Raw genomic sequence first — 24,917 nt, 5'->3', positions numbered from 1 at the left:
ATTATACAGGTTTACGTTGAGCAGCCATCCAGGCATCAAAATTAGTAGTACCAAGATACGCACTTTCTCCCGGAACCAGTACCCTCCCGGTGAGCAATGCACCGAAGTAACGTGCCTGGGGATCTGCCACCACCGTGTGGGGATCATTGATCTCAGTAAAGTACTGCCTGCCTATAACTACAACTTTCATATTTGCATATTTAGCAGCTACTATTGCAATACACGGACCAACGAAACAATACATTCATCTTTAATTACTTAAGCATTTCATGCACTGTAATGATCACACTATATTTCGTCAATTAACTAAATAAAGCAAGAGAGGCTGTATCAAAAGAATGATACAGCCTCTTTTTATTTTCGATACAACACCCTTTATTTGAGCGTTAAGGTATCACTGTACGCCACACGAAATGTATCCACGGCATTACGCACCGGCACATAAGAGGAACGTATGGCTACTTTGGTACCTGCCTTTACCTGGTTCAGCACAACAGAATCTGTTTTTGCATTCAGGTTAAGCGTAACAGGGTTCTGCAGGTTATCCAGGTAGGATATGGAAGTGCCTGTATTCAGTATCGTATCCGGTTTCGAAAAGAACACCTTGTAGGTATTCGGGTCCAAAACCACGATTGGTTTGCTGGCATCTACCGGCCGGTTGATAAGAGAGGAAACATATAAGGGTCCAAAGATCCTTACCCCGGAAAGCGATTGCCCTATTGATCTGTTCCCTTTAGCATCGAAAGTATACAATACAAAGTTCTGCACATACTCTCCAATGCCGGTGATCATAGTACTGATCGTGTCCTGCGTATTATTGCTGGAAGCAGTCAGCGTCATCGAATCTGTGTTATTATTCCAGTAAATAAGATATTTTGTTATGCTTGGGTCCGGGCTTGGGTTCCATTGCAGTTTTACCCGCAGGTTTCCCTGGAATGCTTTGAAATTGCCGGTGAGGCCCGGATATATTATTTCGTTGCCGCCTAACAGGTCCTTGTATTCCACTTCGCCTTTATTACAGCTGAAATACAGGCAGGAAGTAAAAAGCAGCAGGATGATACTTCTTTTCATAAACGTTCTTTTTAATTAGTATTTCCAAACAGGGTGATTTCCATGGCATGCGCAAAGGTGGCGCCTGACCATGATTCGGTAACGGCCATTCTGATGAACCTTGTTTTAGGCGCCGTGAAGAGAACATTGAATTCCATACCACGGTTAAACACAGCCCTGTCTGTTGCCGTAGGTGAAGCAGCGGGTGCTCCTGATGGCGGCCCTGGCCATACATAATTACCCATGTTCACCCAATCACCCAATACGGCTCCTTCTTCTGCAAATACAGGCAATACCTGATCTGCGGGAGCTGGTTTGTCTGAACCCCATATGGAGAATACCTTGGGATTTCCATGACCATATTCATAACCGGACCTTCCATATAATACAAAGCGGCTTATTTTGGCTGAAACGCCTAATCCAAAAGTACATACGATGGGTAAGGGCACATTCTCCTGTACCGTATGCCAGCCGGTACCACCGGTATTGCCGTTCCACAGATTGGACAATGCCCATCCGAAACCTATCCTGCCATCACTAGGTAAGGCATTGCCGAAGAATTTACTTTTATCCAGCTCTTTTTCAAACAAGGGTTTGATGGTTTGAAAAAGCGTATCGGAATTGTTGCCCCATTGGTCCGTAATGTATACGGCAAACTGTTTGGGCAGCGTGTCAAATCCACGCGAGGAAAAACTGAGGGCGGCAAAATCACTGAACTTTTGCTCATAGATGGAATACCTGTCTGCACCAGCTGGTTTATACAACACAATCACGCCTACCGGTTTTTTATTGACGTTTTCCGTCTGAACATTGAGTCCTCCAAAATCGGGTTGTATCCTGATAGTTTTAGCCACCTGTTTGTATACCGGCGTATCCGGAAAAACCTTTACCGTTACGGGATCAGATTCTACATTGGAACGGGTGACGGTGGTGAGTGTTACTGAGTATTCTTTTTTTTCCGCAAAACCCTGTACCATGATACTATCACTGTAGTAACTGGACTTTGTCTGCCGTTTCTTTCCTGTTTTCTCATCGATCACATATTCCGCTTTCACATACAACACGTTTCCCGAAGAAGGCAGGCTGTAAGTGATGTGAGAGCCACCGTTGAAGTTGGCCACTTTTATATTGCTGATCACACCCGGCTTTGTTTTATCTCCTGAAATAGGATCATTGTAATCCTTTACTTTGGTACAGGCTATAACCGCCAGCAACAGAGTGAATGTTAAAAAGATATATTTATTATTCATAACAGTCATTTTGATACGATGAAACGATTACCAATACAGTGTTTGTACCAGATTGGGGTTATTGGACAATGCAGCGTCTGACAATGGCCAGAAGTAGTCCCTTACAGTCATTCCAGGTATGAACAAAGTTTGCAGCGTGTAAAAATTGCTATTGGTTTTCTGGAAGATGCTCCAGCCCTGTATAGGCGGCGCCAGTACAGTAAGCATTTCTTTCCATCTCCTGAGGTCCCATCCTGCTTTTCCTTCAAAGCATAATTCCACCCGGCGTTCCCGGTGGATGATCTCACGCAGGCCTTCTTTGGTGGTTGGCTTATTAGGTGCTGAACTGAACTGCGCCCAGGATTCCACCACACCTTTGAGGCCTGCGCGTTGGCGTACGAGGTCTATATAGTTATATACATCCGGAGAAGGCCCACTGGCCTCGTTCAGGCATTCTGCATATAACAGGTACAGATCTGCCAGGCGGGTGCGTGGCAAACGGAAAGCTGATTGCTGCACACCTTCATTGAAAACAGTGAGGTAATTCACCAGCTTTTTAGGCCACATAGCCAGCATATTGATCCGCACACGGTCTTTAGGACCTGCCTTTGAATCAGGGCCTTTTGCTTCAATGTACAAGGGGTTATTCTGATCTGTTACGCCATTCCCAAACCATACACCACCATCGAAACCGATGTTGGCATAATACCGTACTTCACGTTTGAAATTATTTCTGATAGTCGTGTAGCCACTCTTGATAAAGTACTTGTTGGCGTTATCACCTGTCTGCAGCTCAAAACGGCGGCCATAATCCCAGGTCTTATCTTCATTGATGGGTACACCATTGTCCGTATAGAAAAGATCTGTTGTGGATAAGGGAACAGTAAAGCTGCCTGCCGCCGCAGTTGAGTTTTCCACTGCTTTGGTGGTAAGGCGGGGAATACAGAAGTTCTGGTAACCGAAGGTACCATTGAGTGCCCAGATCACCTCTGCATTGAAGTCCCACTTCTCGGTCACCGCATTCTGAATGGTAAGCACTTTGCGAAGGGAATCCGTCAGCACCGGCAGGTTAGCGGGTTGAATGAAGGTGTATAATTTCATGTTGAGGCTGACTGCTTCATCAATAGCAGCCTTACAGGCAGCAGCGGCGCGTTGCCATTTGGCAGGATCTGCCGTTGCAGAGAATAACACCTCTCCGTCTTTATTCTTAAACCTTGCATAGTCAGGATTACCATTGAATAAGGGGCTTGCCTGCGTAGCCAGTATTTCAGCCTTTACAGATAAAGCGATCACCTTTGTGATCCGTCCCATTTCCTGTTGAATGTTTGCTATCTGCACCGGCAGATCAGGAATGGCTTCATCCATCAGCTGAACAGCGTAATTGAATACGGAATCCACCGGCGCCCTTTTCACCCTGATCTCTTCTATCGGGGCCGTAACGTTTTGATTCACTTTATAGATGGGAACGGGGCCATACATCCTGGCGAGGAAATAATGGTAATATCCTTTCAGGAATTTTGTTTCCGCAATCCATCTTGCTTTTTCTTCCTCAGAGAGATCAATAGGTTTATCGATGTTCTCCAGCATGATGTTGCAGCGGCGGATAGCCTGGAAGATATTGGGTGCCATATTGCTGCCATCCCAGTAATTGAGGATAGGATTGGAGATATTCTGTGTTGTTCCCCTGATCAGCTGGAAGCCTTCATCAGCAATAGGTCTTTCAGACAGATCATTGGGATAAACGATCTCTGCCGATGTAGTAAAGCCAGGATCACCCAGCACATTGCTCATTTGCTGCAGGTTATTGTAACAGGTGAACAGGTAGTTCTCTGCTTCGTTCCTGTTCCGGAAAGCATAGTCTATGGTGCCTACATTCTCCGGGGTAACATCCAGGTATTTATTGCAGCCTTCATTTGTGATCCCCAGCAAACACAGTATAAACATGCACCACGCACGGGCTGTTGTATTTATTTGATAGCGCTTCATAATGCTTTGTTTATAAATTGATGTTGATACCTAAATTATAAGCCTTCTGAATAGGATAGTTGAACCCATTCCCTCCCAGTTCCGGATCCCACAGGTCAAATTTGGTAATGTTGAAAAGGTTAAGGCCATTCACATATACACGGCAATATCTCACACCCAGTCTTTTTAATAATTGATTGGGTATCACATATCCTATTTCAGCAGTTTTCAATCTCAGGAAACTACCATCACGCATCCACCAGGTGCTTCTCTGGAGGTTGTTCTCAATGGCCTGTGCACTAACACCCATACGGGGGTATAACGCATAGAGGTTTTGATTTTCTTCAGACCAGTGATCATCCGCAAAGGCCTGCAACGGCTGGCTCTGGAATTGGATCTGGGGCGATGGCGGTATAACGAAAGGACTTACGGAACGCGGGTCTATGAAGAAAGAAACTCTTGACTGGCCCTGGAAACGTGCAGCTATTTCAAAGCCTTTATAAATGACGGAAAACCCGAAGCCATACATTACCTGGGGTGTTGTGGGCAAACCTATCGGGGCCTGATCAGCTACTGTGATGCGGCCATCTCCATTCAGATCGCGGTATTTGATATCCCCACCTCTTACCGGGTTACCACTGCCTCCAAACTGCTGAACAGGGGAAGCAGTTGCTTCCTTGTCATCCACAAAAAGACGCTCTGCAATATAGCCGAACTGCTGGCCGAGCATGGTGCCGGACCTGTACCGCCATGGTTCGTCATACTTCGGTTCTTCATATACGCCGTACTCGCCTTTTGAATATGTAAAGTTGGACATAAACATCACCCGGAGGTTCCTGGAAAAATCCTTGTTATAATTAGCAGTAAGATCCAGGCCATTTACTTTCACCGTACCCACATTCGTGAGGATGGCTGCTTCCAGTCCCATGCTGGAAGGGATGTTCCGGCCCATCAGGATGTTGCTGCGGTCCTGCTTCCAATACTCCGCAATGAAGTCAAAATTCTTAAACAGGGTGAGCTCAATACCAGAGTTCAGGATCTTCGCGGTTTCCCATGTTACATTCCTGTTCTCATAATTATTGATCCTTACGCCAGGCCGGTTATATATATTGTTCAAACCAAAAGTGCTGCCATTACCCGCCGTGAGGTTTACATTAGATAAATAAAAGAAACGCTGATTGCCGATATCATCATTACCACTCAAACCATAGCTGGCCCTTAGTTTAAGTGAGCTTACAATATCCGTTAAACCATCGCCCCAGAACTTCTCCCGTGAAACGATCCAGGAAGCGCCGATGGTAGGAAAGAACCCATAGCGGTGATTTTCAGAGAAACGTTCAGAACCGTTGTAGCCAAAGTTAAACTCCAGGAAATACCGGGAAAGGTAGTTGTAAGTTGCCCTGCCTGCAAGGTTCATATTCCTGTAAGGCAATGAGTATTGAAGGTCTTCCTGATTTGTATTAGGGTTTATACCATTGGCCACCAGCCTTTGCTGCCTTACCCCGATCAGCGAACCGGAAACGTTATGATCCCCCAGTTGTTTGGAGTATTCCAGTTGCGCCTGGAATTGCAGGAAGGTATTCGCGTCCTTTCTTCCCGGCGTGTATACCAGGTATTCTGTGGCCGGCCCGCTATTACCGGAACCAGGGCCACCCAGGAAGGAACCGTTCGGCAGTGAATTCAGCCAGGTGAGCTTATAGGTATTACTTGCCCTGTTATAATCTCCGGGCAGAATGTTATAATAGAATGGGTTATAGGCCATACTATTATCGAAGTAAGAATACCGGTTGGTATTGAAGAAACCATGCGCTTTTAATCCGGGTATTATGAAATCAAGATCCTGGTGCAGTTCCAATGTGGCAGACATACGGGACTCAGAGAATCTCTTATATCCTCTCAGCATTTGTGCATAAGGGTTGGCATACCCCACACCATTTGCCTGGTCTGCGCCACCGCTGGCATTACCGAACAGGATATGCTGCACCAGGCGGTTGGCAGAATCCGGCTGATAATATGCCGGGAAAAGTACCGGGCTGGTATGCACCGCCGCACTGTACAGATCGGAAGAGAAAGAAGCATCGTTGGTCATGGGGCCGCTGTAGTCATTGAAATTCCCCCACAGTCTTAATACCAGCTCCGTTGTTTTAGTCAGCTTTACGTTTACATTGGAGCGTAGCTGGTAATTCTTGTACTTGATATTGTTATTAAAATTATTGGCGACATTCCGCTTTAACATCCCGTTATCGTTACTCGCAGAAGCAGATACCAGGTAACGTGCAAGGTCTCCGCCACCGCTGATATTCACATTTGCCCGCTGGGTAGTGGTGGATTTCTTGAACAGCATATCCAGCCAGTCCACTGCCGGGTATACATAACCGTTACTCCCCGGCGCATTTTTCAATGTTTGCTCCGTATTGTATATTTTATCCGCATCAAATACGATGGGTTGAAGCGGATCCCGTGTGGTACTGGCTTCGTTATACAACTTCATGTAAGTAACCGGGTCTGCCAGCTTAATGGTTTTGGTGGGCTGTGAGATGGCATTTTCCAGTGTTACATTCAGCGATGTTTTACCAGCTTTACCTTCCTTTGTAGTAACCAGGATCACACCATTGGCTCCTCTCGCACCATATAATGCCGTAGCGCTCGCATCTTTCAGAATAGAGAAACTGGCAATGTCCTGTACCTGCAGGCGGGCCAGATCATTAGTGGTTAATTCCACGTTATCGATCAGGATCAGTGGATTCTGCCGGTAACCAAATGTTGTTACCCCCCGGATGAAGAAGTTGGAGTTATCCAACCCGGGCTGACCGCTGGACTGAAAACCGATCACACCAGCCACCTGCCCGGCAAGTGCATTGGTGAGGTTACTTCCTCCTGTTCGCAGCGCATCTGGTTTAATTGTGGATACAGACCCTACTACAGATTCTTTGATCTGTTTCTTACCAAATGCCGTAATAACAACATCACTAAGAACAGTTTCCAACGAACTCAATACTACAGTTAGTTCCTGCTTAGGATCTCTTACTGTTACCGTTTGTTCTTTGTAGCCAATGAACTTAAATAGCAATATTGCACCGGGATCTACTTCCAGTACAAATTTACCATTCATGTCTGTAGCTGTTCCCTGGGATTTTGCACCGGATACGATCACACTTACGCCTGGAAGTGGAGTACCGGCACTGTCCTTCACAGTTCCGATAACGGAAGACCGGTTCTGGGAATAGACATCTGAATAGCGTAAACAGCAAGATAGGAGCATACAAAGGCATGCCATGCCGAAGCGTAGCTTTTTACTCATACACATCATGTTAGGATTAAGAAAAGGTTGATAAATTAAAGGGCAGGTAACGTGGTTCGGCTACAGTACACTTGGATCCGGGCATACTTTCCCCGCTCCGTTTCGTGCCTCAGTTGAGAAAACAGATTATTGGTTAATAATGGTTAAAAATGAATACCAGCCTTAGTAGTTTGATTGATAAGTAAAATGATAAGTGCTTTGCCGGGCGATGTGGCCGCTTCTACATGCATCTGTTCATGCTTGTACACGTGGAATTTTTCGCAACTGTCTCAACCGGTCTTTCAAAAACATTGAAAACGTGAATGAATGTTAGGTCTGTTTAACTTTAATTTAGCTGTAGGACTTTGGAATTTTGTAAATCAATACACACAAGATAATAATCTTAACTAAACTAATTCAATTATTAAGAAGAAAAAAGAAACCTTTCGATTTGGATAAAAAAATATTAGCAATGGCTACTATTCTACAAAAACGGGGCTATAGATTCAGATGTGTATTCAAGACGCTTGTTTCCATCAGCAGTAAGCTCATGCTGAATGTTTTCAACTCTTTCTCCGGGGTTATTGCTATATACGCATGCCAACCACCTTCGTGGCTGAAAAATTCTTTATAAAGGCTGTCCATAAAACCTTGCCTTTCCCTTAGGCTTTGTTCCAGTATTTTTTTGATATCACTAAAATACCTGGTCACTTTATTCTCTAAAAAATCTGCCACCGCCCTGGTTGGGGTATCCATACTATGATAAAACTGTTCGTAGTCAGGCCATACATCGTTGATACTATGCATTAAAAGCGCATGCTTTAATGCATTAGGCCTGAAAGTTCTGTTCTGCCGGAAATGATTGATCAGGATCTGCTTCCTTGCACCAGTAAGGTATTGTTTGAATTCTTCTTTGAGGTAGTTAAACTTTGTGTCTCTCATGCGGACGATGGTTACATACCTTCTCAGATCTTCATTCTTTTGTAATCCCGGAACTAATTCATTCCTGTAATAGGCAAGTATGCTGGTCATATAGGCCAGCTGCTTCATTTGCGTCTCACTATTATCCTGTTCGGTAAGCTGCTTTTCATAAGCCTTTACTTCCGCTTCATGATTAACCAGGTAAAGTGCCAGTTGTTCTTCATTCAAGATCTCCCTGAAAGTGACCATTTCAAAATCCCATTCTTCCCATTGAGAAAAGAAATGTTCCATTGAGGATGCATCCCTCTCCTGCTCAAACCGGTTAACCATTTCTGCCTGCTCAAAAGAGAGGTTATAAGCCTGGTATCTCGACTGTATCATTTGTAACAGCCACTTATTTTCATCAGGTGTTGCCATATACTGTTAAAAATAAACAAATCCTTTACATGCAGTCTTTTCCTTATAAAATAAAAATGGGGCCTCTGCAGGTACCCCATATCATTTCCAGGAAAATTGCCCCGGGAAGAATCCAGCGGCTTATGCTCCATTAACTGTTTCTATTATAGATGATGTCATTATAATAACCCCTCCCACTCAGGAATGAGGGGAGGCTTTAAAACCATGTATATATATTAATAGTGAATTGTCCCGATAAATAGAAATGTTCCCTCCGCTTTTATTTATCGGGGATTCGCCTTGGGCTAAAGTTCAAGGATATCATTTCCTTTACCAGGAATGGTAACGGCCCTGCTGCTTTAGATTCCCTATCCAATAATTGCGCATATGAATTATAGCTGCATATTAATCAACTACACTCTCATGTGCTGAGAGGCAAAAATTATGAAGGAATAAAACTGATTAAAAAAGATCCTTCTTCGCTGTAATAGTAAGATTGCCGTTCCTTGCTGTACCGGATGGGTGCACCGGCCTCTTTCATAAAAGCGAGTATGCGGTACAGTGATGCTTCTGAGATCTTCAATCTACGTGCGAATTGCTGAGGAGAACCTGTTCCCCTGATCCGGATCAAATGATCAATACTCCTGATCCGCTCAAAATGCTGCAGTGACATACATTAGGCTAAGTGATAACGCAGCATACTTTCATGGTAGCATGGCATGCTATAGACGGGTAATGCTCATCATACGTTGTGTTACAATAATAGGTTAACGCGGCCGGTTCAATTGTTAATAGTTGCGTGTCTGTTGGTTAGATCTCTTCATGTGCTCATCGTTTCTGAAATTAAGTGTTTCAAAAAATATGATCAAATAAAAAAGCCCGGTTTAGAACAATTAATCAGCCTATGATAAAATACTACTATTGTATTGAGACACTATCGATTGCAGCATCATGGGGGGCATCTATGCCAAAATGAGACGATTATGCTAGAATCTGATACAAAATGACGAAGTGCATTGCGTTTGATTTTGTTCTTTCGTGATTGCATGTTGTCCACGATGAAGAAAAAACTGATATTTATTATGCTTGTGCTTTCCTGCGGTCTGGTCCTGCTGGCCTTAAGGAATTCGCCTTCCCCGAAGCGTCCTAATATCATTGTTATCATGGCAGATGACCTTGGTTTTTCAGACCTTGCCTGTTATGGCGGGGAGATACATACTCCCAACCTGGATTACCTCGCTAATAACGGTCTGCGCTACACTCAGTTTTACAATACTTCCCGCTGCTGCCCCACCCGGGCCTCTCTGCTTACCGGTTTATATAATCACCAGGCCGGCATAGGCAGAATGACGGATGCTGAAAGCGAGCCGGGTTACCTGGGCCGTTTGGGAGATAACACAGTTACACTTGCAGAAGTATTGAAGGCTGACGGATACCATACGGCGATGTCCGGCAAATGGCATGTATCCAATACTATCCGGCAGAAAACACCACAGGAGCAAATGGACTGGCTGAACCACCAGCGGGATTTCGGACCATTCTCCCCTATTGAACAATACCCCACCAACAGGGGCTTCGAGAAGTTCTTCGGTACCATTTGGGGCGTAGTGGATTTCTTTGATCCATTCAGTCTTGTCAGTGGCACGGAGCCGGTCAAAAACGTACCGGATAATTACTATCATACAGATGCAATCAATGATACCGCGGTAGCTTACATTAAAGAGTATGCCCGTTATTCACAACCCTTCTTCCTTTACGTAGCCGAGAATGCGCCACACTGGCCTTTGCAGGCACTGCCGGAAGATATTGCCAAATATGAGGATACCTACAAAGCAGGCTGGGATGCCATCCGTACGGCCCGGTATCAACGTATGATTAAACTGGGGCTGATAGATCCAGCGAAGACAAAATTACCTGTTAATGGAAATGCACCCTCCTGGCAGGATAATCCTACCAGGGAATGGGATGCTAAAGCCATGGCTGTGCATGCCGCTATGATCGACAGGATGGACCAGGGTATTGGCCGCATGATCAATGCCCTTAAGCAAACCGGACAACTGGAAAATACACTGATCCTGTTCTTATCTGATAATGGTGCCAGTGCAGAGAACTGTGCTGCTTACGGACCTGGCTTTGACCGCCCTGGTAAAACAAGGGATGGCCGCACCATTGCATATCCCACACAAAAAAGGGTGATGCCGGGGCCACAAACCTCCTTTGCATCTATTGGCCCGCGGTGGGCACAGGTGGCTAATACGCCCTATCAGTACTGGAAAGAAGAATCTTATGAAGGAGGTGTTCACACACCAATGATTGCGTTCTGGCCTAAGGGGATCACTGCTAATAAAGGCGGATTCAGTGCACATGTGGGGCATGTGATGGATTTCATGAACACTTTCATTGAACTGAGCGGGGCTAAATATCCTGCAGTCAGAAATAATCAACCTGTCCCCCGTTCAACCGGGATCAGCCTGGTCACTTCATTCAATGACAAACGATCTGTTGGGCATACGGCACTTTTCAATGAACATTTTGGTGCAAAGTACGCACGCGTAAATAACTGGAAATTGGTGGCTACACGCAGAGACAGCGTTCCACATCTCTATAACCTCGCGGAGGACAGAACAGAGATGAATGATCTTTCCGGCAAGTATCCTGAAAAGGTGAAAGAGCTGGACAGTTTGTGGCGGCATTGGGCAACGGCGAGCCAGGTGGTAAGGTCAAGATAGGACAACATGACGCCCCTCCTGGTAAGCCAGCCCACCCACCACCAGTACCTGCAATATCAAAAATATTGCACCGAATATTGTTGCCTCGTTAAAATACAGGAACAATAATACCACGCTTATTACGGCCCATATCCAATTTGCGCCGATCAGTATCCTGAGCGGCAAAACCGGCGGAGTGCTTTTACGGGCAAGGCTTAAGGCCAGCAATGCATAAGCCAGTGTAACGGAAGCTATGATGATAATTAGGTTGGCGGGCAAGCCTAAAAAACCTGCCAACACCGGGTATAAGAAAAGACCTGCGAGTGCAGTTCCTCCTCCTAACACGCTATCCACCCAAAGTACTTTCTTCAATAATGGAATATTCCTGAGCTGATGTTTCATTCCATTAAATTAAGCAAATGGCCGGTTTTCTTTGCAGAAAACCGGCCATCAACCGACCAATCACTTATATCCGTCATTCTGCTTCAGGTTGGAATTATCCAGGATCTCCTGCGTAGGGATTGGAAAGAGCAGTTCTTTTGCAGACACCACCGGTCCATAAGAAAACTTATGCCCTACGTATTCATCAAATTGCCGGGTTCCCACATTAAATGCCTTACGGAGCCGCACCATATCAAACCAGGTGGTATTTTCATAACACAGCTCAAACCAGCGCTCACGCCATACCGCTTCACGGAACTGTTCCTTACTGAGGCCAGATAATTCCGGCAATTGCGCACGGTCCCTGATCTCTTTCACGGCACTGTAAGCCTTTGTACCCGGGCCGGCAGTCTCATTGGCAGCTTCTGCATAAGTAAGCAGTACATCCGCATACCGGATAACAGGCCAGTTAAGATCACTGTTGGCAGTGCTCAGTTGGGCGGCATCATCAAAATGTTTGTAGATGTAATAACCTCCCAGCTCTACCGTTTTAGTACGATCCGATTCCGAGGTGTAGCTAGTGAAGAAAAATTGTTTTTCCTTTACCCGCAGATCTCCCGCTTCAAATGACCTGATGAAATTGATATTGGCATAAATGCCACCTGTTTCATCAGAATAAGCAGAGATGTTTTTGTTATAGGGAATAATAGCTACCTGCCAGTTTGAAGGGATGATCTGTGTACGGAATTGCATCATAAAGATGTTCTCTCCGATGTTCTTCTTAGAAGGATTGTGCAGATCAGCGTATACCGGGAACAGGGAGAACTGTTTGGAATCTATTACTTCCTCCGCTTTTTTTGCAGCCAGGTCATAGTATGCTGCACCTTTCTGCAAGGGATAACCGGCCATGGTGAGGTACACCTGTGCCATTAACGATTTCACAGCACCCAGGCTTACCCTGCCTGATACATCCCTCCATGGTAAACCTGCAGCCTCCGCCTCTTTCAGGTCTGCATCAATAGCTGCATATACATCTTCCACCGGTGCCTGCTTAGGCTTCAGATCCGGAGAATTCAACTCAACCGGTTTCAGGATAAGCGGAATATTTCCGAACATACGCACCAGACCAAAGTAGTACCAGGCTCGAAGGAAGCGGGCCTGCCCCAGCAGCTTTTTCTTGTCCGTTTCGTTCATGTTGATGGCAGGTATTTTTTCGATAGCCAGGTTCGCATTAGCAATGCCCCTGTAGTAGCTCACCCAGTACGTGCGGCCATATGCATTATCCGGCGTATTGATCAGGTCTTTCACAAAATAGCTGTTCACCGCCTGCCCAAGATCTGTATCCGCCAGGCCGGTGGCAAATTCCGTCATCATCCAGGCACCACCGCCAAAGCCGCTACCCATAGGCTCACGCATGGATGCATAAATACTATTCACACCACTTGCGGCATGCTCGGCCGTGCGGTAATACTGGTCTATTGTGAAGTTACTCGGATCACTTTCGTCCAGGAATTTGCTGCAACCGCTCAGCAACACTGTTCCCGCGGTACAGAGCAGCAGGTAATATCTTGATATGTATGATTTCATGTTATTTCCTTTAAGGTTACGAAATGGGTTACAGGGTTACATTCAGCCCCATCATAAATACACGTGGCTTCGGGTAATCATATAAGCCAAAACCCTGATCAAAGGGAGAGCCGGAATTGGACACTTCCGGATCGTACCCTTTGTATTTGGTTGCCACAAAGGCGTTTTGCACAGATGCATACACCCTCAGCCTGTTCAGCTTCATCCTGGTAACGGCAGTTGCAGGGAAAGTGTAGGCAAGCAGGAAATTACGGCCGCGGATAAACGAGGCATCCGTCACCTTGTGGCTGTCATTATTTGTGTCATAGCCTGCCGGTACGGGGCGAACCTGTGCAATAGGTGTGTTCTGATTAGTTTCCGTCCAGGCATTCAATACGGTTTTGTAGCTGTTGGCAATACCCTGGCGATCTTCCAGGGAATGGATACTCCTGTCCAATACATCGTTTCCGTACATGTACTGGAGGTCCAGCGTAAGTGACCAGTTCTTGTAACGGAAGGTGTTCATAAAAGTGCCGAAGCCATCCGGGATCCCTTTTCCGATGATCATGCGGTCATTATCATTGATCTGCTTATCATTATTCCGGTCTAGGTATTTTATATCTCCGGGAAGGGCATTGTATACAGCCGCCTGCCCTTTTTCCTGCGTGCTCCAGGTACCAAGATTTACACGGCCGAAGAAAGCACCCAGCGGTTCACCTACACGAATAACTGTAGCACCTGAGTAAATATCGCTGCCGCCGGTGAGCGCCAGTACCTTGTTTTTATTGATGGAAATATTAAACTGCGTGTTCCAGGAAAAGTCTTTCTGTTCTATGTTAGTGGTATTGATGGACAGCTCAACACCTTTGTTCTCCATACTGCCGATATTGCGGGTAATGCTTGTATAACCACTGGTGGTAGGCAAAGGCGCCGCCAGCAGCATGTCAACTGTTTTCTTCCTGTACACATCAAACTCCAGTGAAATGCGGTTATTGAAAAGTCCCAGTTCCATACCGGCATCCAGCTGAAGGGTTTTCTCCCATCTCAATTCATTGTTGGACATGCGGCTGATACCTATACCCGGACTTCTTACACCATCGAAAACCACATCATAGTTACCCAGGCCTGCCAGCGCCTGGTAAGCGGATATTTCCGAGTTACCAGTTGCGCCATAACTGGCTCTCAGCTTGAGGTTGGAAATAGCTGGCACTGCTTTCATGAAGTTCTCCTGCGAAACGCGCCAGGCAATTGCTGCGGAAGGGAAAAAAGCAAAACGGTTGTTGCTCCCGAATTTGGAAGAACCATCCATCCTCCCGGTGAAAGTAACCAGGTACTTATCCATCAACCCATAATTAAGCCGGGAAAAATAAGAGTTCAGGCCGTAAGCAGTACCTGATGAAGTGGGGGCCTGTGGATTGGCGCCGGCACCGAGATTATAGAACTTAAAGTAATCGTCCGTAAAACCCTGGCTGGCGGCAAAGTTGCTGAACTGGTCCACATGCTGCCAGGAAAGGCCCAATAATGCATTCAGCGAATGGATACGGGAAAACTGTTTGTTATAGGTGAGGTAATTTTCGAACTGCCAGGAGTTATAGCGGTTGTTGGTGATCTGTGCCACACCTCTTTGCCCGCGGGAAATATAATTCAGATCCCTTCCACCGTAATAATCAAGCCGCTGGTTAATCACATTGGCGCCTACGGTGGTCCTGAACTCGAGGCCATTCGCCAGCTGAATGTTCGCGTAAATATTACCCAGCAGTGTTTGCGTACGAAGATAATAAAGCCGTTCTTCCAGCACCTGTATCGGGTTACCGCCACCTTCCATGCCCGGGTAATCATCATTTCCGCCCCAGGACCCGTCAGGGAATTTTACAGGAATGATAGGCAGTGCTTCCAGTACCTGGCGCATGGTTACGATACCTCCGCCTCCAAGCTGATCTACCTGTTTTTCATTCTGGTCCGTATATCCCAATGTACCACCCACTTTCAGCCAGTCTTTGATCTGCGTATCAAATACAAAGCGGGCAGCATATCTTTTCTGCCATGATCCTTTAATCAGCCCGTTTTCATTCCGGTAGTTAAGGAATGCACCGTAACTGCCTTTCTCATTACCATTGGTGAACGATAACTGGTGATTCTGTGTAAAAGCTTTCTGCATGGCTTCGTCCTGCCAGTCTGTATCATACAGTGGATTGCCCTGGCTGTCGAAGAGCAGCGGGTTGTTACGTTTTGTTCTGGGGTTAGTATATTTTCCATTTGTCCATCCTACTGAATCATACTTTTGTGCGTTCTGGTAAGCAAGATCTTCCACCTGCAGAAACTCTTTTGCATTCAGTACTTCCAGTTTGCGGGGTAATGTTCCCACACTAAAATCCGCATCATATGTTACTTTGCCTCCGCCGGATGAACCTCTTTTGGTGGTCACCAATATTACACCGTTTGCACCGCGCGCTCCGTAAATGGCGGTAGACGAAGCATCTTTCAATACTTCGATGGACGCAATATCATTCGGGTTCAAATAATCTATTGGCGTACTACCGTTCTGCAAACCGGCCACATTGAGGATCACCCCGTCAATTACATAAAGCGGATCGTTCTGGATGTTGATGGAACTGTAACCGCGGATACGGATGTTGGCACGGCCGCCGGGGCGGCCTGAGTTGGAAGACACGTTCACGCCCGTTACCCGGCCGGACAGTTCCTGGTTTAATGAAGAACTGGGCCGCTCCATCAGTGCCTCGCTTCTTACTGTTCCCACCGCTCCGGTGAGGTCTGATTTTTTCCGCGTACCATATCCAACAATCACCACATCACTGAGGTTGGACGATTTGGTTTTAACGGTGATCTTATATTCTGTACGGGCATCCACCGTTATCTCTGCAGATTCATAGTTCAGGCCGGAAAGTACCAGCACCGTTCCCTGCGGCACACTTAATGTAAACTTTCCTTCAGCATCTGTTGCCGTGCCCGTTTTGCCCTGTTTAACAGCCACGGATACACCAATGGCAGGAGCACCCGACTCATCGGTGACGGTACCTTTAATTGTTTTTGATTGTGCCCGGACGTAACCGGGAAGTGCAGGCAGGACGATGCACATCATGCAACACAATATCCTGCGTAGTTTTTCTGATCGCATATAACTGGTTTATCAGCAGCAAGCGCCGCCGGGGTTAGAAAATGAAAATAACAGGAGGCCAAACAACTGGTGTTTGCCTTCAAAAAAAAGATTAGGAAACATGAGGGTACGGGCCCGTACCTACGAATAGATTAACGTAACGTAGCGTAGATCCTCGATTAGATCTGGTTCACTGACCGGGTTTTCTTCATAACATGGAAATTTAACTTGAACGTGATTAAATGGGTGTTTTCATGCAAAACATTTTTCTATTGTACATACTCTCATGCTAATATTCTAAAAATATGGTGCCATCCAATGGGAAAGAGTGAAGAAGAGAGCCGGCTGAAAACGGCCAGCTCTTACTTATCAATCAAACTATTGGAAGAAATCATGAACACGGGCATTTAGCCCCCTTCCAATATCATTGTACCCTTTCCAGGGGATGTTCTTTCAATAATTGCTCAGCGGAATAGAAATCCTTTTTACTTTCTATGGCCTTTCTCACTTTTCTCACTTTCTCCACAGAAACAGCAGGACTGTTATTTCCAAATGAGTTGCGGACATAGGTCAATACAGCTGCTACCTCATTGTCTTTCAGTAATCCGCCAAAAGGTGTCATTGGCACCTGGCCCGGATACTTTTTACCATTTACCGTTATGGGTCCCATCAATCCTTTAAGCACCAGTTTGATCAGCCTTTCATCACTTCCCTTTACCCAGTTAGTGGATGCAAGGGGTGGAAAACCAGAAGCAGTGAGTCCTTTTCCGTCTGCCTGGTGACAGGTTTTACAGTATCCTTCTTTGTTATAAATAATTTTCCCCTGATTAAACAATGCCAGCTCAGCACCTTTCAGTACTGTTCTTTCTTCTTTCTCCCTTGCTTCCCTTACATTCATTCCATTTAAATGTGCTACAGCCGTCCTGTATGCAGGCAGCATCCAATCATCCATCGGTAATTTATTGGCCTCGGCTAAAATGGGAAGGCCTTTTTCTTTACCGAGCCAGGAAGCGGCTACAATAGCCATGAGCCTTACGCGGCTATGTTGGTCCCTGGCAGCCTGCATCAGCAAATTTGCCTGGTCAGGTACCTGGTGCCCTGTATAACGAACGACCATTACTGCTGCTGCCCTTACATGGTAATCCTTCGCTTTCAGCAGCTGCCTTAAAAGTTTCTGATCTACTTTATCCATTCCCCAGCTCACCCAAAGTCCTTCCAGCAGATGATGTTCATATCCCGGATCATTCGCATCCAGCTTAGCCACCCAGGTTGTTAGTTTAGACAGTACTTCTGAAACATCCCGGCCTCTCAGCTCCCGGCGGGTCCTGTAACGCGTTCTGTATTCCGGCAGTTTCAGATTATCCAGGAGTTCTTCAATACTGGCATCTGCTATCTTTGCCGGTTTCACCAGGGGCCTGGAAGGATAGGTAATGCGATAAATCCTTCCATGCGAGTGATCACGCAAAGGGTCCCTTGCATTATGCTGCATATGCCCGATAAGGATATTATGCCAATCCACCACGTACAAAGAACCATCAGGTGCAAACTCCAGATCTACCGGGCGGAAATTAGGATCATCACTCACCAGCAGGTCCTGACGAAAACGGCTTTTATAACCCGTTTTGTCATCTTCCATCGTATGTTCTTTTGTTCCGAGGAAGCCAATGGTATTATTGATCAGCAGGTCTCCCTGTACTTCATCGGGAAAATGCCGGCTGGATATTATTTCGATGCCTGATGTTGGCCTCACCAAGTGTTTCTCTTCTACCAGTTGTTTGGATTTGTGTGTAGCCTGCCCATACCTTGGCAATACAGTTCCGGGAAGCATCCAGCGTACATCCGGACTGGATGTTTCTGCAAAGAAAGGCTGCCCCCAGCTATCGAATGTAATGCCCCAGGGATTTGGAATAGCCAGTTGCGCGGTACGTTCCAGTTTCCTGCGGAGGGGATCGTATCTGTAAAAGCCGCCGTTGGTAGAATATACAGGCCCGTAAGAAGTTTCTACATTGGTACGAAGGAATACCCCTTCTCCTGAGTAGATAGCTCCGGAGCCATCTGTTGTGAAAGCGTGGTTGCTATGGTGCGAATCGTGATCATCAAAACCGCTCAGTAATATCTCCTTCTTATCCGCTTTACCGTCACCATCCGTATCTTTTAACAGCACAAAATTAGTTCCCTGGGACAGGTATACACCTTCCGGTGCTATCTCAAAGCCCAGCGGTAAATGGAGGCTGTCTGCAAATATGGTTTGTTTATCTGCTTTGCCGTCATTATCGGTATCCTCCAGGATAATGAGCTTATCGTTCGGCAATGGGTCTCCTACCCTGTATTGCGGATAACTGGGCATCACTGCCACCCACAACCGCCCTTTGTTATCAAACGATAACTGTACAGGTTTGGCGAGCGCACTGAATTCCGTTTCCGAAGCAAATAGCTCTACTTTATATCCCGGTGGTACTTTCAACTTACTCACAGCTTCCTGCCCACTGAGATATTCAAGGTTACCATTTTTACGACTGGGCTCATAGTTGGTTTTAACCTCCGGTAATACACTGGTATGTTGATCTGCAGCTGCCAGGTCCATCTTCTCACCTTTTGAAGCAGCCAGCCAGATGGCAGTATCCCTGATCACTGTCATCTCGCGGATCTTCTTTATTTCGGCAGGGAAATTGTCAGGCCCAAAAGGTTTGTACCTGCGGCCATATACATGCACACCGTTAGGAATTTTATAATCGTTCAGCCACATCCAGTTCTTTTCCATCACTGCATCATGCACCAGCTTTTTGTTCTGATCCGTATGCGCTGCGCTTCCTCCAAAGATCTGATCTGCCAGTAATAAGCCGAATTTTTTATACCCTTCTTCATTCAGTTGGGAGCCATCGATAGTTAATGGTGCTGCCGTTTCTTTATACCATTGCAGAGATGGTGTAAATGCATCTACAAAAAGTACCTTATTCAGTGCAGCCACTTCTTTCATTGCTTTGGTGTACAATTCCAGGTTTTCGTTTTCTTTACGGCCATCCGGCAGATCATACTTATCAGAGAGATCTTCAAAAGCAATGGGTGAAACAATCACCAGCTGGGGTGCAGAAGTACCATTGTACTTTTGTTTCAACGTCCATTTAATAAAAGCCTCCAGCTCTGCCTTATAGTTGGCAATCCCCGCTTTTCCCGCAAACGATTCATTGTAACCGAAAAAGGAAATGATCACATCTGTTTTAAGCCTTGTAAGCCATTGATCAGGTGTTTCAAAAAAACCTTCACCGGCATCTTCCATTTCCGCCCAGCCGGATGCATCTTTTCTTTTCACCATGTTAGCCCGCTCCACCTGGAATTTTTCCGCACCGGGAAAAGCCCATGCAGAATTTCTGCCGGCATGTGGCCGGAAGCCAGGCGTTTCGCCCGGACGGCACATATTACGGATGAACAGATCATACGTTGGAAAACGCAGATAGAGTTCCGTTTCAAAATTATCATAATGAACCATCCTCGACCCCAGGTTATTACCGATCAGCGCAATGCGCGATCCCTTGGTGATAACAAGAGGAGCAGATCCTTTTATTTTAAAGGCGTTTAAAATCATCATCGCAGGGATAACCGCGATAAGCGATAGAACGCTGATCTTTATTAATCTCATGATCTCAACGGATGTTTATTTAGCAACGCGGTAAGGTACCTGGATGTCCATTTTACCTTTCCATTTCGTGGGTATTTTCAGGCTCAGCTCATAGTGAATGGCATTGATCACGAGCCGCTGAAAGGCTTCTATTCTGAAATCTTCCGGATGGCCAAGCGTGGTCATAAAAACTTTTCCACCGAAAGAATTGGTGCCCGTCCAGGCTACAGGGTTTTCAACAGCGGGCCTTTCAGGGTCCACGGCTTTACCGGTAAGCAGCCAGGTAGAACCTTTAACAGGATAATCCGGTACAACATGGTATAACCAGGAGCGAACGTGAAAATCTTTTGCTACGCCCGTTAAAATAGGGTTGTTTGCCTCTTTGGGAACGATGCTCACATCTGTGCTGCTATTGTGCCCATAGTGTGTATGTTTGGCTTTCCCTCCCCAACCCGGAGGTGCATTCAATGCAAACTCTCCAAAGGCGTTCCATTTTTCGCTGGCATGCCCTTTAGGAAAATTGAAGGCATGTGTAGTAGTGCGGAATCCCATAACAGGTTTTCCGGTTTTCAGGTATGCTTCAATATGAGCAAGCTGCTCAGGAGGAAGTCTTCGCCAGCGCAGGAAGAACACAGCAAGGTCCGCATCCTTCAATGCTTCCAGGCCGGGAATATTCTCTTCGCTGTTATGATCAGGAGAGGCTTTGAGAACAATTGTTCTCATGCCATAGTTCTTTTCCAGTTCCGCCGCAATAATGGGCAGCGTTTCTTCACCACTGTATTCATGATCTCCACAAACAAAAACAACCAGGGGCTTTTTTGCCTTTTGCGGAGATTGCGCACAGAATAAACCTGTACTGAGTGTTAATAATAAGCTTATGCAAAATGTATTCATACAAACGAGTTTCGATTATATATACTGTTGGGATCCGGCTCCCCGCCTGTAAGTACTGCCACTACGTTGTTTACAGTTAGCAGGCACATTTGCCGGTAGGTGGATGCAGTTAAGCTGCCGGAATGCGGTGTAATAATTGTACGTGGATGTTCTACAAGCGGGAGGCTCTGAACAGGTGGTTCATCCGGCAGCACATCCGCAGCAAAACCTGCAATTTCCTGTGCGTTCAATGCATCCAACAGCGCCGCATGATCGATCAATGCACCTCTTGCCGTATTAACCAGGAATGCACGCGGCTTCATCAAAGCCAGCTCCTTTTCTCCGATAATTCCATTTGTTTCTTTAACCAGAGGGAGATGCAGGCTGACTATATCAGAATGACCTAACACTTCTTCCATAGACAGGTACCTGTATGGAAGCGCGTGTACTGCTATGTCCCAATACAACACCTCCATACCAAAGGCCTCTCCCAACCTTGCCACGCGCTTTCCTATATTTCCCATACCCAGGATGCCAAGGGTTTTGCCATTCAGCTCATCTCCCGCATATTGATTGCGCCAGTCCCAGTTGTGCTGCTTAACACGCTCCACCGATGTGTACAGGTCACGCATCAACATCAGCATCAAGGCCAGGGCATGCTCTGCTATGGTAGCCGCATTACTGCCTGGTGCATTGATCACCTGTATTTTTCTTGCCGTTGCTTCCGTTACATCTACATTATCCAACCCAACACCACAGCGGGCAACGACCTGCAAAAGCGGGCACGCTTCCATCAGGGCTTTACCGACCTGCTTTTTCCCCCTTGTGATAATGGCATGCACTTCCACTTTGTTCAAAACATCCTTTACACTGCCTTCGTCATATCCTGTAAATACGTTCACGTTTTCCTGAAGTACAGCCAATGCTTCGTCCGCAATAGTTTCAAGTAACAATACGTTCTTCCTCATGGTTTTTTATGATATAGAGTAGCATTATCAGATCTATCACCTCTGAAGTCGTTCCTGTTGGAAACATACAGGCCTTCTTCATACAGCTCGTCTTCGAAGATCCTGGGATCAACCTCTGAACCAGGCACAGAAGAGATCTCCACCAGGTTGCCTGCAGGATCGCGCACAAACATCTGCATAGCGCCATCAGGTAACTTTCTCACTTTGCCCCAGGGACTTATATCAATAACATTCAATTCCTTCATTCGGAAAAAAGTGCTGTTGAAATCATCTACCTGCACACAGATATGCCCGCGAAAAGAAGTACGATCTTCCCATTCCGAAATATGTAATTGCTGCTCATCGTTAAATTTGAAAAACATCACAGGATAATCAAAATGGAAGGCAGGCAATGGTTCCAGGCCAAGTTCCTGCTGATAGAATTCACCTGCTTTTTCCAGGTTGTCGACAATGAGTGTGACGTGGTTAATTTTAAGTGCTTTTGCCATAAGTATTTATTTAAACAGGCTGCTTAAACTGTTTCACAAAATCCCAATCTGGTGTTACGCCTAATCCAGGGGCAGAAGGTACATCGATCTCTCCATTTATAACCGTGATCTTTTCCTTCACCAGGTCGTACATCATGGGGTTTCCTCCCAGGGAAAACTCAATGATCGTTGCCGAAGGTGAAGCAAACGCTACCGTTAGCCCTGCCATGAAAGAAAAAGCAGATCCCCAGCAATGAGGTGCCAATTCCGCCTGGTGTACACTGGCCAGATGGCCTACGCGCATGGCTTCGGAAATACCGCCAATGATAGCCGCATCCGGCTGTATAACATCTATAGCCCTTAGTTCTAAAAGTTCGTGTATATCAAAACTGGTATATTCACTTTCACCTGCAGCGATGGGGATGTGTGTGGAAGCCCTCACTTCTGCAGTTCCTTTTTTGTTATCGGGACTAATAGGCTCTTCAAACCAATAGACATTACAATCTGCCACCCCTCTGCAAAACTGCTTAGCTTCCGGAACACTAAAGGTTCCATGTGCATCTACCATCAATTTGATATCCGGCCCCAGCGCTGCTCTTGCCGCTTTTACCCTGTCCACACTTTTCTGAACAGTATCATCCATTACCCCCACACGCATTTTCACGCCCTGAAAACCTTTGTCCACATAACTTTTCAATTGTGCGCCGATATTGTTCACATCAGCCCAGCCACCACTGGCGTATGCCGGCATCTTCTCCCTGCAGGCACCTCCCAGCAGATCAACTACCGGAACATTCAGCATTTTACCTTTCAGGTCCCACAAGGCGGTGTCAATGCCACTCATGGCAGAGATTGTAAGACCACGCCTGCCAAGGACCGGGAACTTCCTTCCTCTTGCGAGTGCGTAGTGGTCACGCGTGCCGTTGTACATTTCCTCCCAAAGCCGGGTGATGTTCCTGACAGATTTGCCGAGCAATATTGGCTTCAGATCGTGTTCGATACAATGTACAATGGAAGCGCATCCCCCCGATGACCCCACTGCAGCTTTCGCTTCTCCAAACCCCTGAAGCCCTTCATCTGTTGTTATCACTACCAGCGTCATATCAAAGTCAGTCAGCAATCCATAATCCGAAGTATGTTGTTTCTCCTTAGGAATGGGGCAGCGTAACCAGAACGCCTCTACGTTAGTTATTTTCACTCGCTATATAAGTTTTATTAAGGTATTATATGATTGTTGGGTGAGCATGGTGTAAAATTCTTCTGTAACGGAAGAGCTGCCATGGTCTATCAGGAATTTCTCCTGTTCGGGTGTAAGATTTTCAGGCGCTTCATCAATGGAACCCGGGTAGGGATTAGCGGGAGTACGGTCCAGTGGCGCACAGAACTCTACAGAAAGTACACTGTTATAATTTACTTCCCCCAGCGTATCTATGATCTTCTTCCAGTTGAGATGCCCCATTCCCGGCGCCATCCTGTTGTTATCCGCTACGTGAAAGCCTGCCAGCTTTCCTTTGGCCTTTCTGATCGCTTCAAACATATCCGTTTCTTCCATATTCATATGAAAGGTATCCAGGCATACACCACAGTTTGGACCAACCGCCTCAGCAAGCGCCAATGCCTGCTCTGCCCGGTTGATGAAATAGGTTTCGAACCTGTTAATGGGTTCTATGCCCAGCAGGATGCCTGCCGCTTCACTATATGCATAGATCTCTTTCATGGATTCAACTGCCCATTTCCACTCCTCTTCAGGCCTTCCGTCCGGCACCATCTTTCCTACAGTACCCGGCACCACGGAAACCATATGACCATCCAGCTCCTTTACCATTTTCACCACATCCTTTACGTACTGCACGGAACTGGCACGTTGGGCTTCGTTCCTGGCGAGCAGATTGCGGTCTCCCAGCATCAGGGTCACAGAACCCCAGCAGGTCAGGCCATGACCCTTCAGTAGTTTTCTTACCTCCTTTGTATCGTAATGTTCGGGACTTCCGGCAATTTCGAGTTTAGTGTAGCCAAGCGAGGAAACTCTTCTTATAGTTGTTTCAATAGTTTCGGCGCGCATCCAATTGTGTATCGCAAGTTCCATAACGGTGATGGCAGGTTTTGTAAACGTGAAAATTATATAACAAACTTATTCAGACTTCCTTTTAAATAAAAGTACTTCATTTGCCAATTTTCGATACTATATTTACCGTAATTAGCTTTTGGGGGCTCCGGCAACAAGTATTGTACCAAAAACAACGAACAGATGAAGCCGACAGACTCCATCTGACCCGTAAAAAATAAATATGAACAGATGAAGCCGACAGGCTCCATCTGACCTGTAAAAAATAAATATGAACAGATGAAGCCGACAGACTCCATCTGACCCGTAAAAAATAA

Annotated in this window: 17 protein-coding genes; 1 reads left to right on the top strand and 16 read right to left on the bottom strand. The window is 46.1% G+C overall.

Features of this window, described 5'->3' with window-relative positions; all coding sequences use genetic code 11:
* Nucleotide 1: 1 nt before the first annotated feature.
* The 7 genes from AAHN97_RS06990 to AAHN97_RS06960 all read right to left on the bottom strand — a co-directional run bounded on the left by AAHN97_RS06990 (nt 2) and on the right by AAHN97_RS06960 (nt 9,514).
* Complete coding sequence (locus AAHN97_RS06990) at nt 2-190, bottom strand: hypothetical protein (RefSeq protein WP_343306844.1); 189 nt, start codon at nt 188-190, stop codon at nt 2-4.
* A 185-nt stretch (nt 191-375) separates the two neighbouring features.
* Nucleotides 376-1,071: a DUF4998 domain-containing protein gene (locus AAHN97_RS06985; protein WP_343306843.1), complete on the bottom strand. Its 696-nt coding sequence runs from the start codon at nt 1,069-1,071 to the stop codon at nt 376-378.
* A gap of 11 nt (nt 1,072-1,082) precedes the next feature.
* Nucleotides 1,083-2,300, bottom strand: a complete 1,218-nt coding sequence (locus tag AAHN97_RS06980; protein ID WP_343306842.1) for a DUF5000 domain-containing lipoprotein — start codon at nt 2,298-2,300, stop codon at nt 1,083-1,085.
* A gap of 27 nt (nt 2,301-2,327) precedes the next feature.
* Nucleotides 2,328-4,265 carry a RagB/SusD family nutrient uptake outer membrane protein gene (locus AAHN97_RS06975; protein WP_343306841.1) on the bottom strand — a complete coding sequence of 646 codons (1,938 nt, stop codon included), beginning with the start codon at nt 4,263-4,265 and terminating at the stop codon, nt 2,328-2,330.
* A gap of 10 nt (nt 4,266-4,275) precedes the next feature.
* Complete coding sequence (locus tag AAHN97_RS06970) at nt 4,276-7,545, bottom strand: SusC/RagA family TonB-linked outer membrane protein (protein WP_343306840.1); 3,270 nt, start codon at nt 7,543-7,545, stop codon at nt 4,276-4,278.
* A 477-nt stretch (nt 7,546-8,022) separates the two neighbouring features.
* Nucleotides 8,023-8,862, bottom strand: coding sequence for a hypothetical protein (locus AAHN97_RS06965; RefSeq protein ID WP_343306839.1), 840 nt, complete (start codon nt 8,860-8,862; stop codon nt 8,023-8,025).
* A gap of 421 nt (nt 8,863-9,283) precedes the next feature.
* Nucleotides 9,284-9,514 (bottom strand): hypothetical protein, encoded by a 231-nt coding sequence (locus tag AAHN97_RS06960; RefSeq protein WP_343306838.1) that lies wholly within the window; start codon nt 9,512-9,514, stop codon nt 9,284-9,286.
* Nucleotides 9,515-9,923: 409 nt separating this feature from the next.
* Between AAHN97_RS06960 and AAHN97_RS06955 the strand changes: the two genes are divergently transcribed.
* The gene (locus tag AAHN97_RS06955) at nt 9,924-11,570 is read left to right on the top strand and encodes an arylsulfatase (RefSeq protein WP_343306837.1); all 1,647 of its coding nucleotides are present in this window, start codon (nt 9,924-9,926) and stop codon (nt 11,568-11,570) included.
* Here AAHN97_RS06955 and AAHN97_RS06950 read toward each other — a convergent pair.
* The 9 genes from AAHN97_RS06950 to AAHN97_RS06910 form a co-directional block, all read right to left on the bottom strand.
* Nucleotides 11,562-11,951, bottom strand: coding sequence for a hypothetical protein (locus AAHN97_RS06950; protein ID WP_343306836.1), 390 nt, complete (start codon nt 11,949-11,951; stop codon nt 11,562-11,564). The two genes, AAHN97_RS06955 and AAHN97_RS06950, sit on opposite strands and share 9 nt — an antisense overlap.
* 60 nt (nt 11,952-12,011) lie before the next feature.
* On the bottom strand, nt 12,012-13,517 hold the full coding sequence (locus tag AAHN97_RS06945; RefSeq protein ID WP_343306835.1) for a RagB/SusD family nutrient uptake outer membrane protein: 1,506 nt from the start codon (nt 13,515-13,517) through the stop codon (nt 12,012-12,014).
* Between the two features lie 28 nt (nt 13,518-13,545).
* Entirely contained in the window at nt 13,546-16,596 is a 3,051-nt protein-coding gene (locus AAHN97_RS06940; protein ID WP_343306834.1) for a SusC/RagA family TonB-linked outer membrane protein, read from the bottom strand.
* A 439-nt stretch (nt 16,597-17,035) separates the two neighbouring features.
* A complete protein-coding gene (locus tag AAHN97_RS06935; protein WP_343306833.1) occupies nt 17,036-20,197 on the bottom strand; it encodes a PVC-type heme-binding CxxCH protein in 3,162 nt (1,053 codons plus the stop codon).
* A gap of 66 nt (nt 20,198-20,263) precedes the next feature.
* A complete protein-coding gene (locus tag AAHN97_RS06930; RefSeq protein WP_343306832.1) occupies nt 20,264-21,121 on the bottom strand; it encodes a ThuA domain-containing protein in 858 nt (285 codons plus the stop codon).
* Entirely contained in the window at nt 21,118-22,068 is a 951-nt protein-coding gene (locus AAHN97_RS06925; RefSeq protein WP_343306831.1) for a 2-hydroxyacid dehydrogenase, read from the bottom strand. Before AAHN97_RS06925 ends, AAHN97_RS06930 begins: the two co-directional genes overlap by 4 nt.
* Entirely contained in the window at nt 22,065-22,556 is a 492-nt protein-coding gene (locus tag AAHN97_RS06920) for a VOC family protein (RefSeq protein ID WP_343306830.1), read from the bottom strand. The genes AAHN97_RS06925 and AAHN97_RS06920 overlap by 4 nt, the downstream gene beginning before the upstream one ends.
* Before the next feature lie 10 nt (nt 22,557-22,566).
* Nucleotides 22,567-23,733, bottom strand: coding sequence for a mandelate racemase/muconate lactonizing enzyme family protein (locus AAHN97_RS06915; protein WP_343306829.1), 1,167 nt, complete (start codon nt 23,731-23,733; stop codon nt 22,567-22,569).
* Nucleotides 23,734-23,736: 3 nt separating this feature from the next.
* Nucleotides 23,737-24,621: a sugar phosphate isomerase/epimerase family protein gene (locus AAHN97_RS06910; protein ID WP_343306828.1), complete on the bottom strand. Its 885-nt coding sequence runs from the start codon at nt 24,619-24,621 to the stop codon at nt 23,737-23,739.
* Nucleotides 24,622-24,917: the final 296 nt, after the last annotated feature.

The organism is Chitinophaga niabensis (genome assembly GCF_039545795.1).
GTDB lineage: Bacteria > Bacteroidota > Bacteroidia > Chitinophagales > Chitinophagaceae > Chitinophaga > Chitinophaga niabensis_B.
The sequence above is the reverse complement of the archived record's forward strand: the minus strand, read 5'-3'. Positions and strand labels throughout refer to the sequence as shown.

Bases quoted from the DNA above. Each gene is read 5' to 3' on its own strand.
- AAHN97_RS06990 (WP_343306844.1), bottom strand. From the start codon at position 190: ATGAAAGTTGTAGTTATAGGCAGGCAGTACTTTACTGAGATCAATGAT.
- AAHN97_RS06985 (WP_343306843.1), bottom strand. From the start codon at position 1,071: ATGAAAAGAAGTATCATCCTGCTGCTTTTTACTTCCTGCCTGTATTTC.
- AAHN97_RS06980 (WP_343306842.1), bottom strand. From the start codon at position 2,300: ATGAATAATAAATATATCTTTTTAACATTCACTCTGTTGCTGGCGGTT.
- AAHN97_RS06975 (WP_343306841.1), bottom strand. From the start codon at position 4,265: ATGAAGCGCTATCAAATAAATACAACAGCCCGTGCGTGGTGCATGTTT.
- AAHN97_RS06970 (WP_343306840.1), bottom strand. From the start codon at position 7,545: ATGAGTAAAAAGCTACGCTTCGGCATGGCATGCCTTTGTATGCTCCTA.
- AAHN97_RS06965 (WP_343306839.1), bottom strand. From the start codon at position 8,862: ATGGCAACACCTGATGAAAATAAGTGGCTGTTACAAATGATACAGTCG.
- AAHN97_RS06960 (WP_343306838.1), bottom strand. From the start codon at position 9,514: ATGTCACTGCAGCATTTTGAGCGGATCAGGAGTATTGATCATTTGATC.
- AAHN97_RS06955 (WP_343306837.1), top strand. From the start codon at position 9,924: ATGCTTGTGCTTTCCTGCGGTCTGGTCCTGCTGGCCTTAAGGAATTCG.
- AAHN97_RS06950 (WP_343306836.1), bottom strand. From the start codon at position 11,951: ATGAAACATCAGCTCAGGAATATTCCATTATTGAAGAAAGTACTTTGG.
- AAHN97_RS06945 (WP_343306835.1), bottom strand. From the start codon at position 13,517: ATGAAATCATACATATCAAGATATTACCTGCTGCTCTGTACCGCGGGA.
- AAHN97_RS06940 (WP_343306834.1), bottom strand. From the start codon at position 16,596: ATGATGTGCATCGTCCTGCCTGCACTTCCCGGTTACGTCCGGGCACAA.
- AAHN97_RS06935 (WP_343306833.1), bottom strand. From the start codon at position 20,197: ATGATGATTTTAAACGCCTTTAAAATAAAAGGATCTGCTCCTCTTGTT.
- AAHN97_RS06930 (WP_343306832.1), bottom strand. From the start codon at position 21,121: ATGAATACATTTTGCATAAGCTTATTATTAACACTCAGTACAGGTTTA.
- AAHN97_RS06925 (WP_343306831.1), bottom strand. From the start codon at position 22,068: ATGAGGAAGAACGTATTGTTACTTGAAACTATTGCGGACGAAGCATTG.
- AAHN97_RS06920 (WP_343306830.1), bottom strand. From the start codon at position 22,556: ATGGCAAAAGCACTTAAAATTAACCACGTCACACTCATTGTCGACAAC.
- AAHN97_RS06910 (WP_343306828.1), bottom strand. From the start codon at position 24,621: ATGGAACTTGCGATACACAATTGGATGCGCGCCGAAACTATTGAAACA.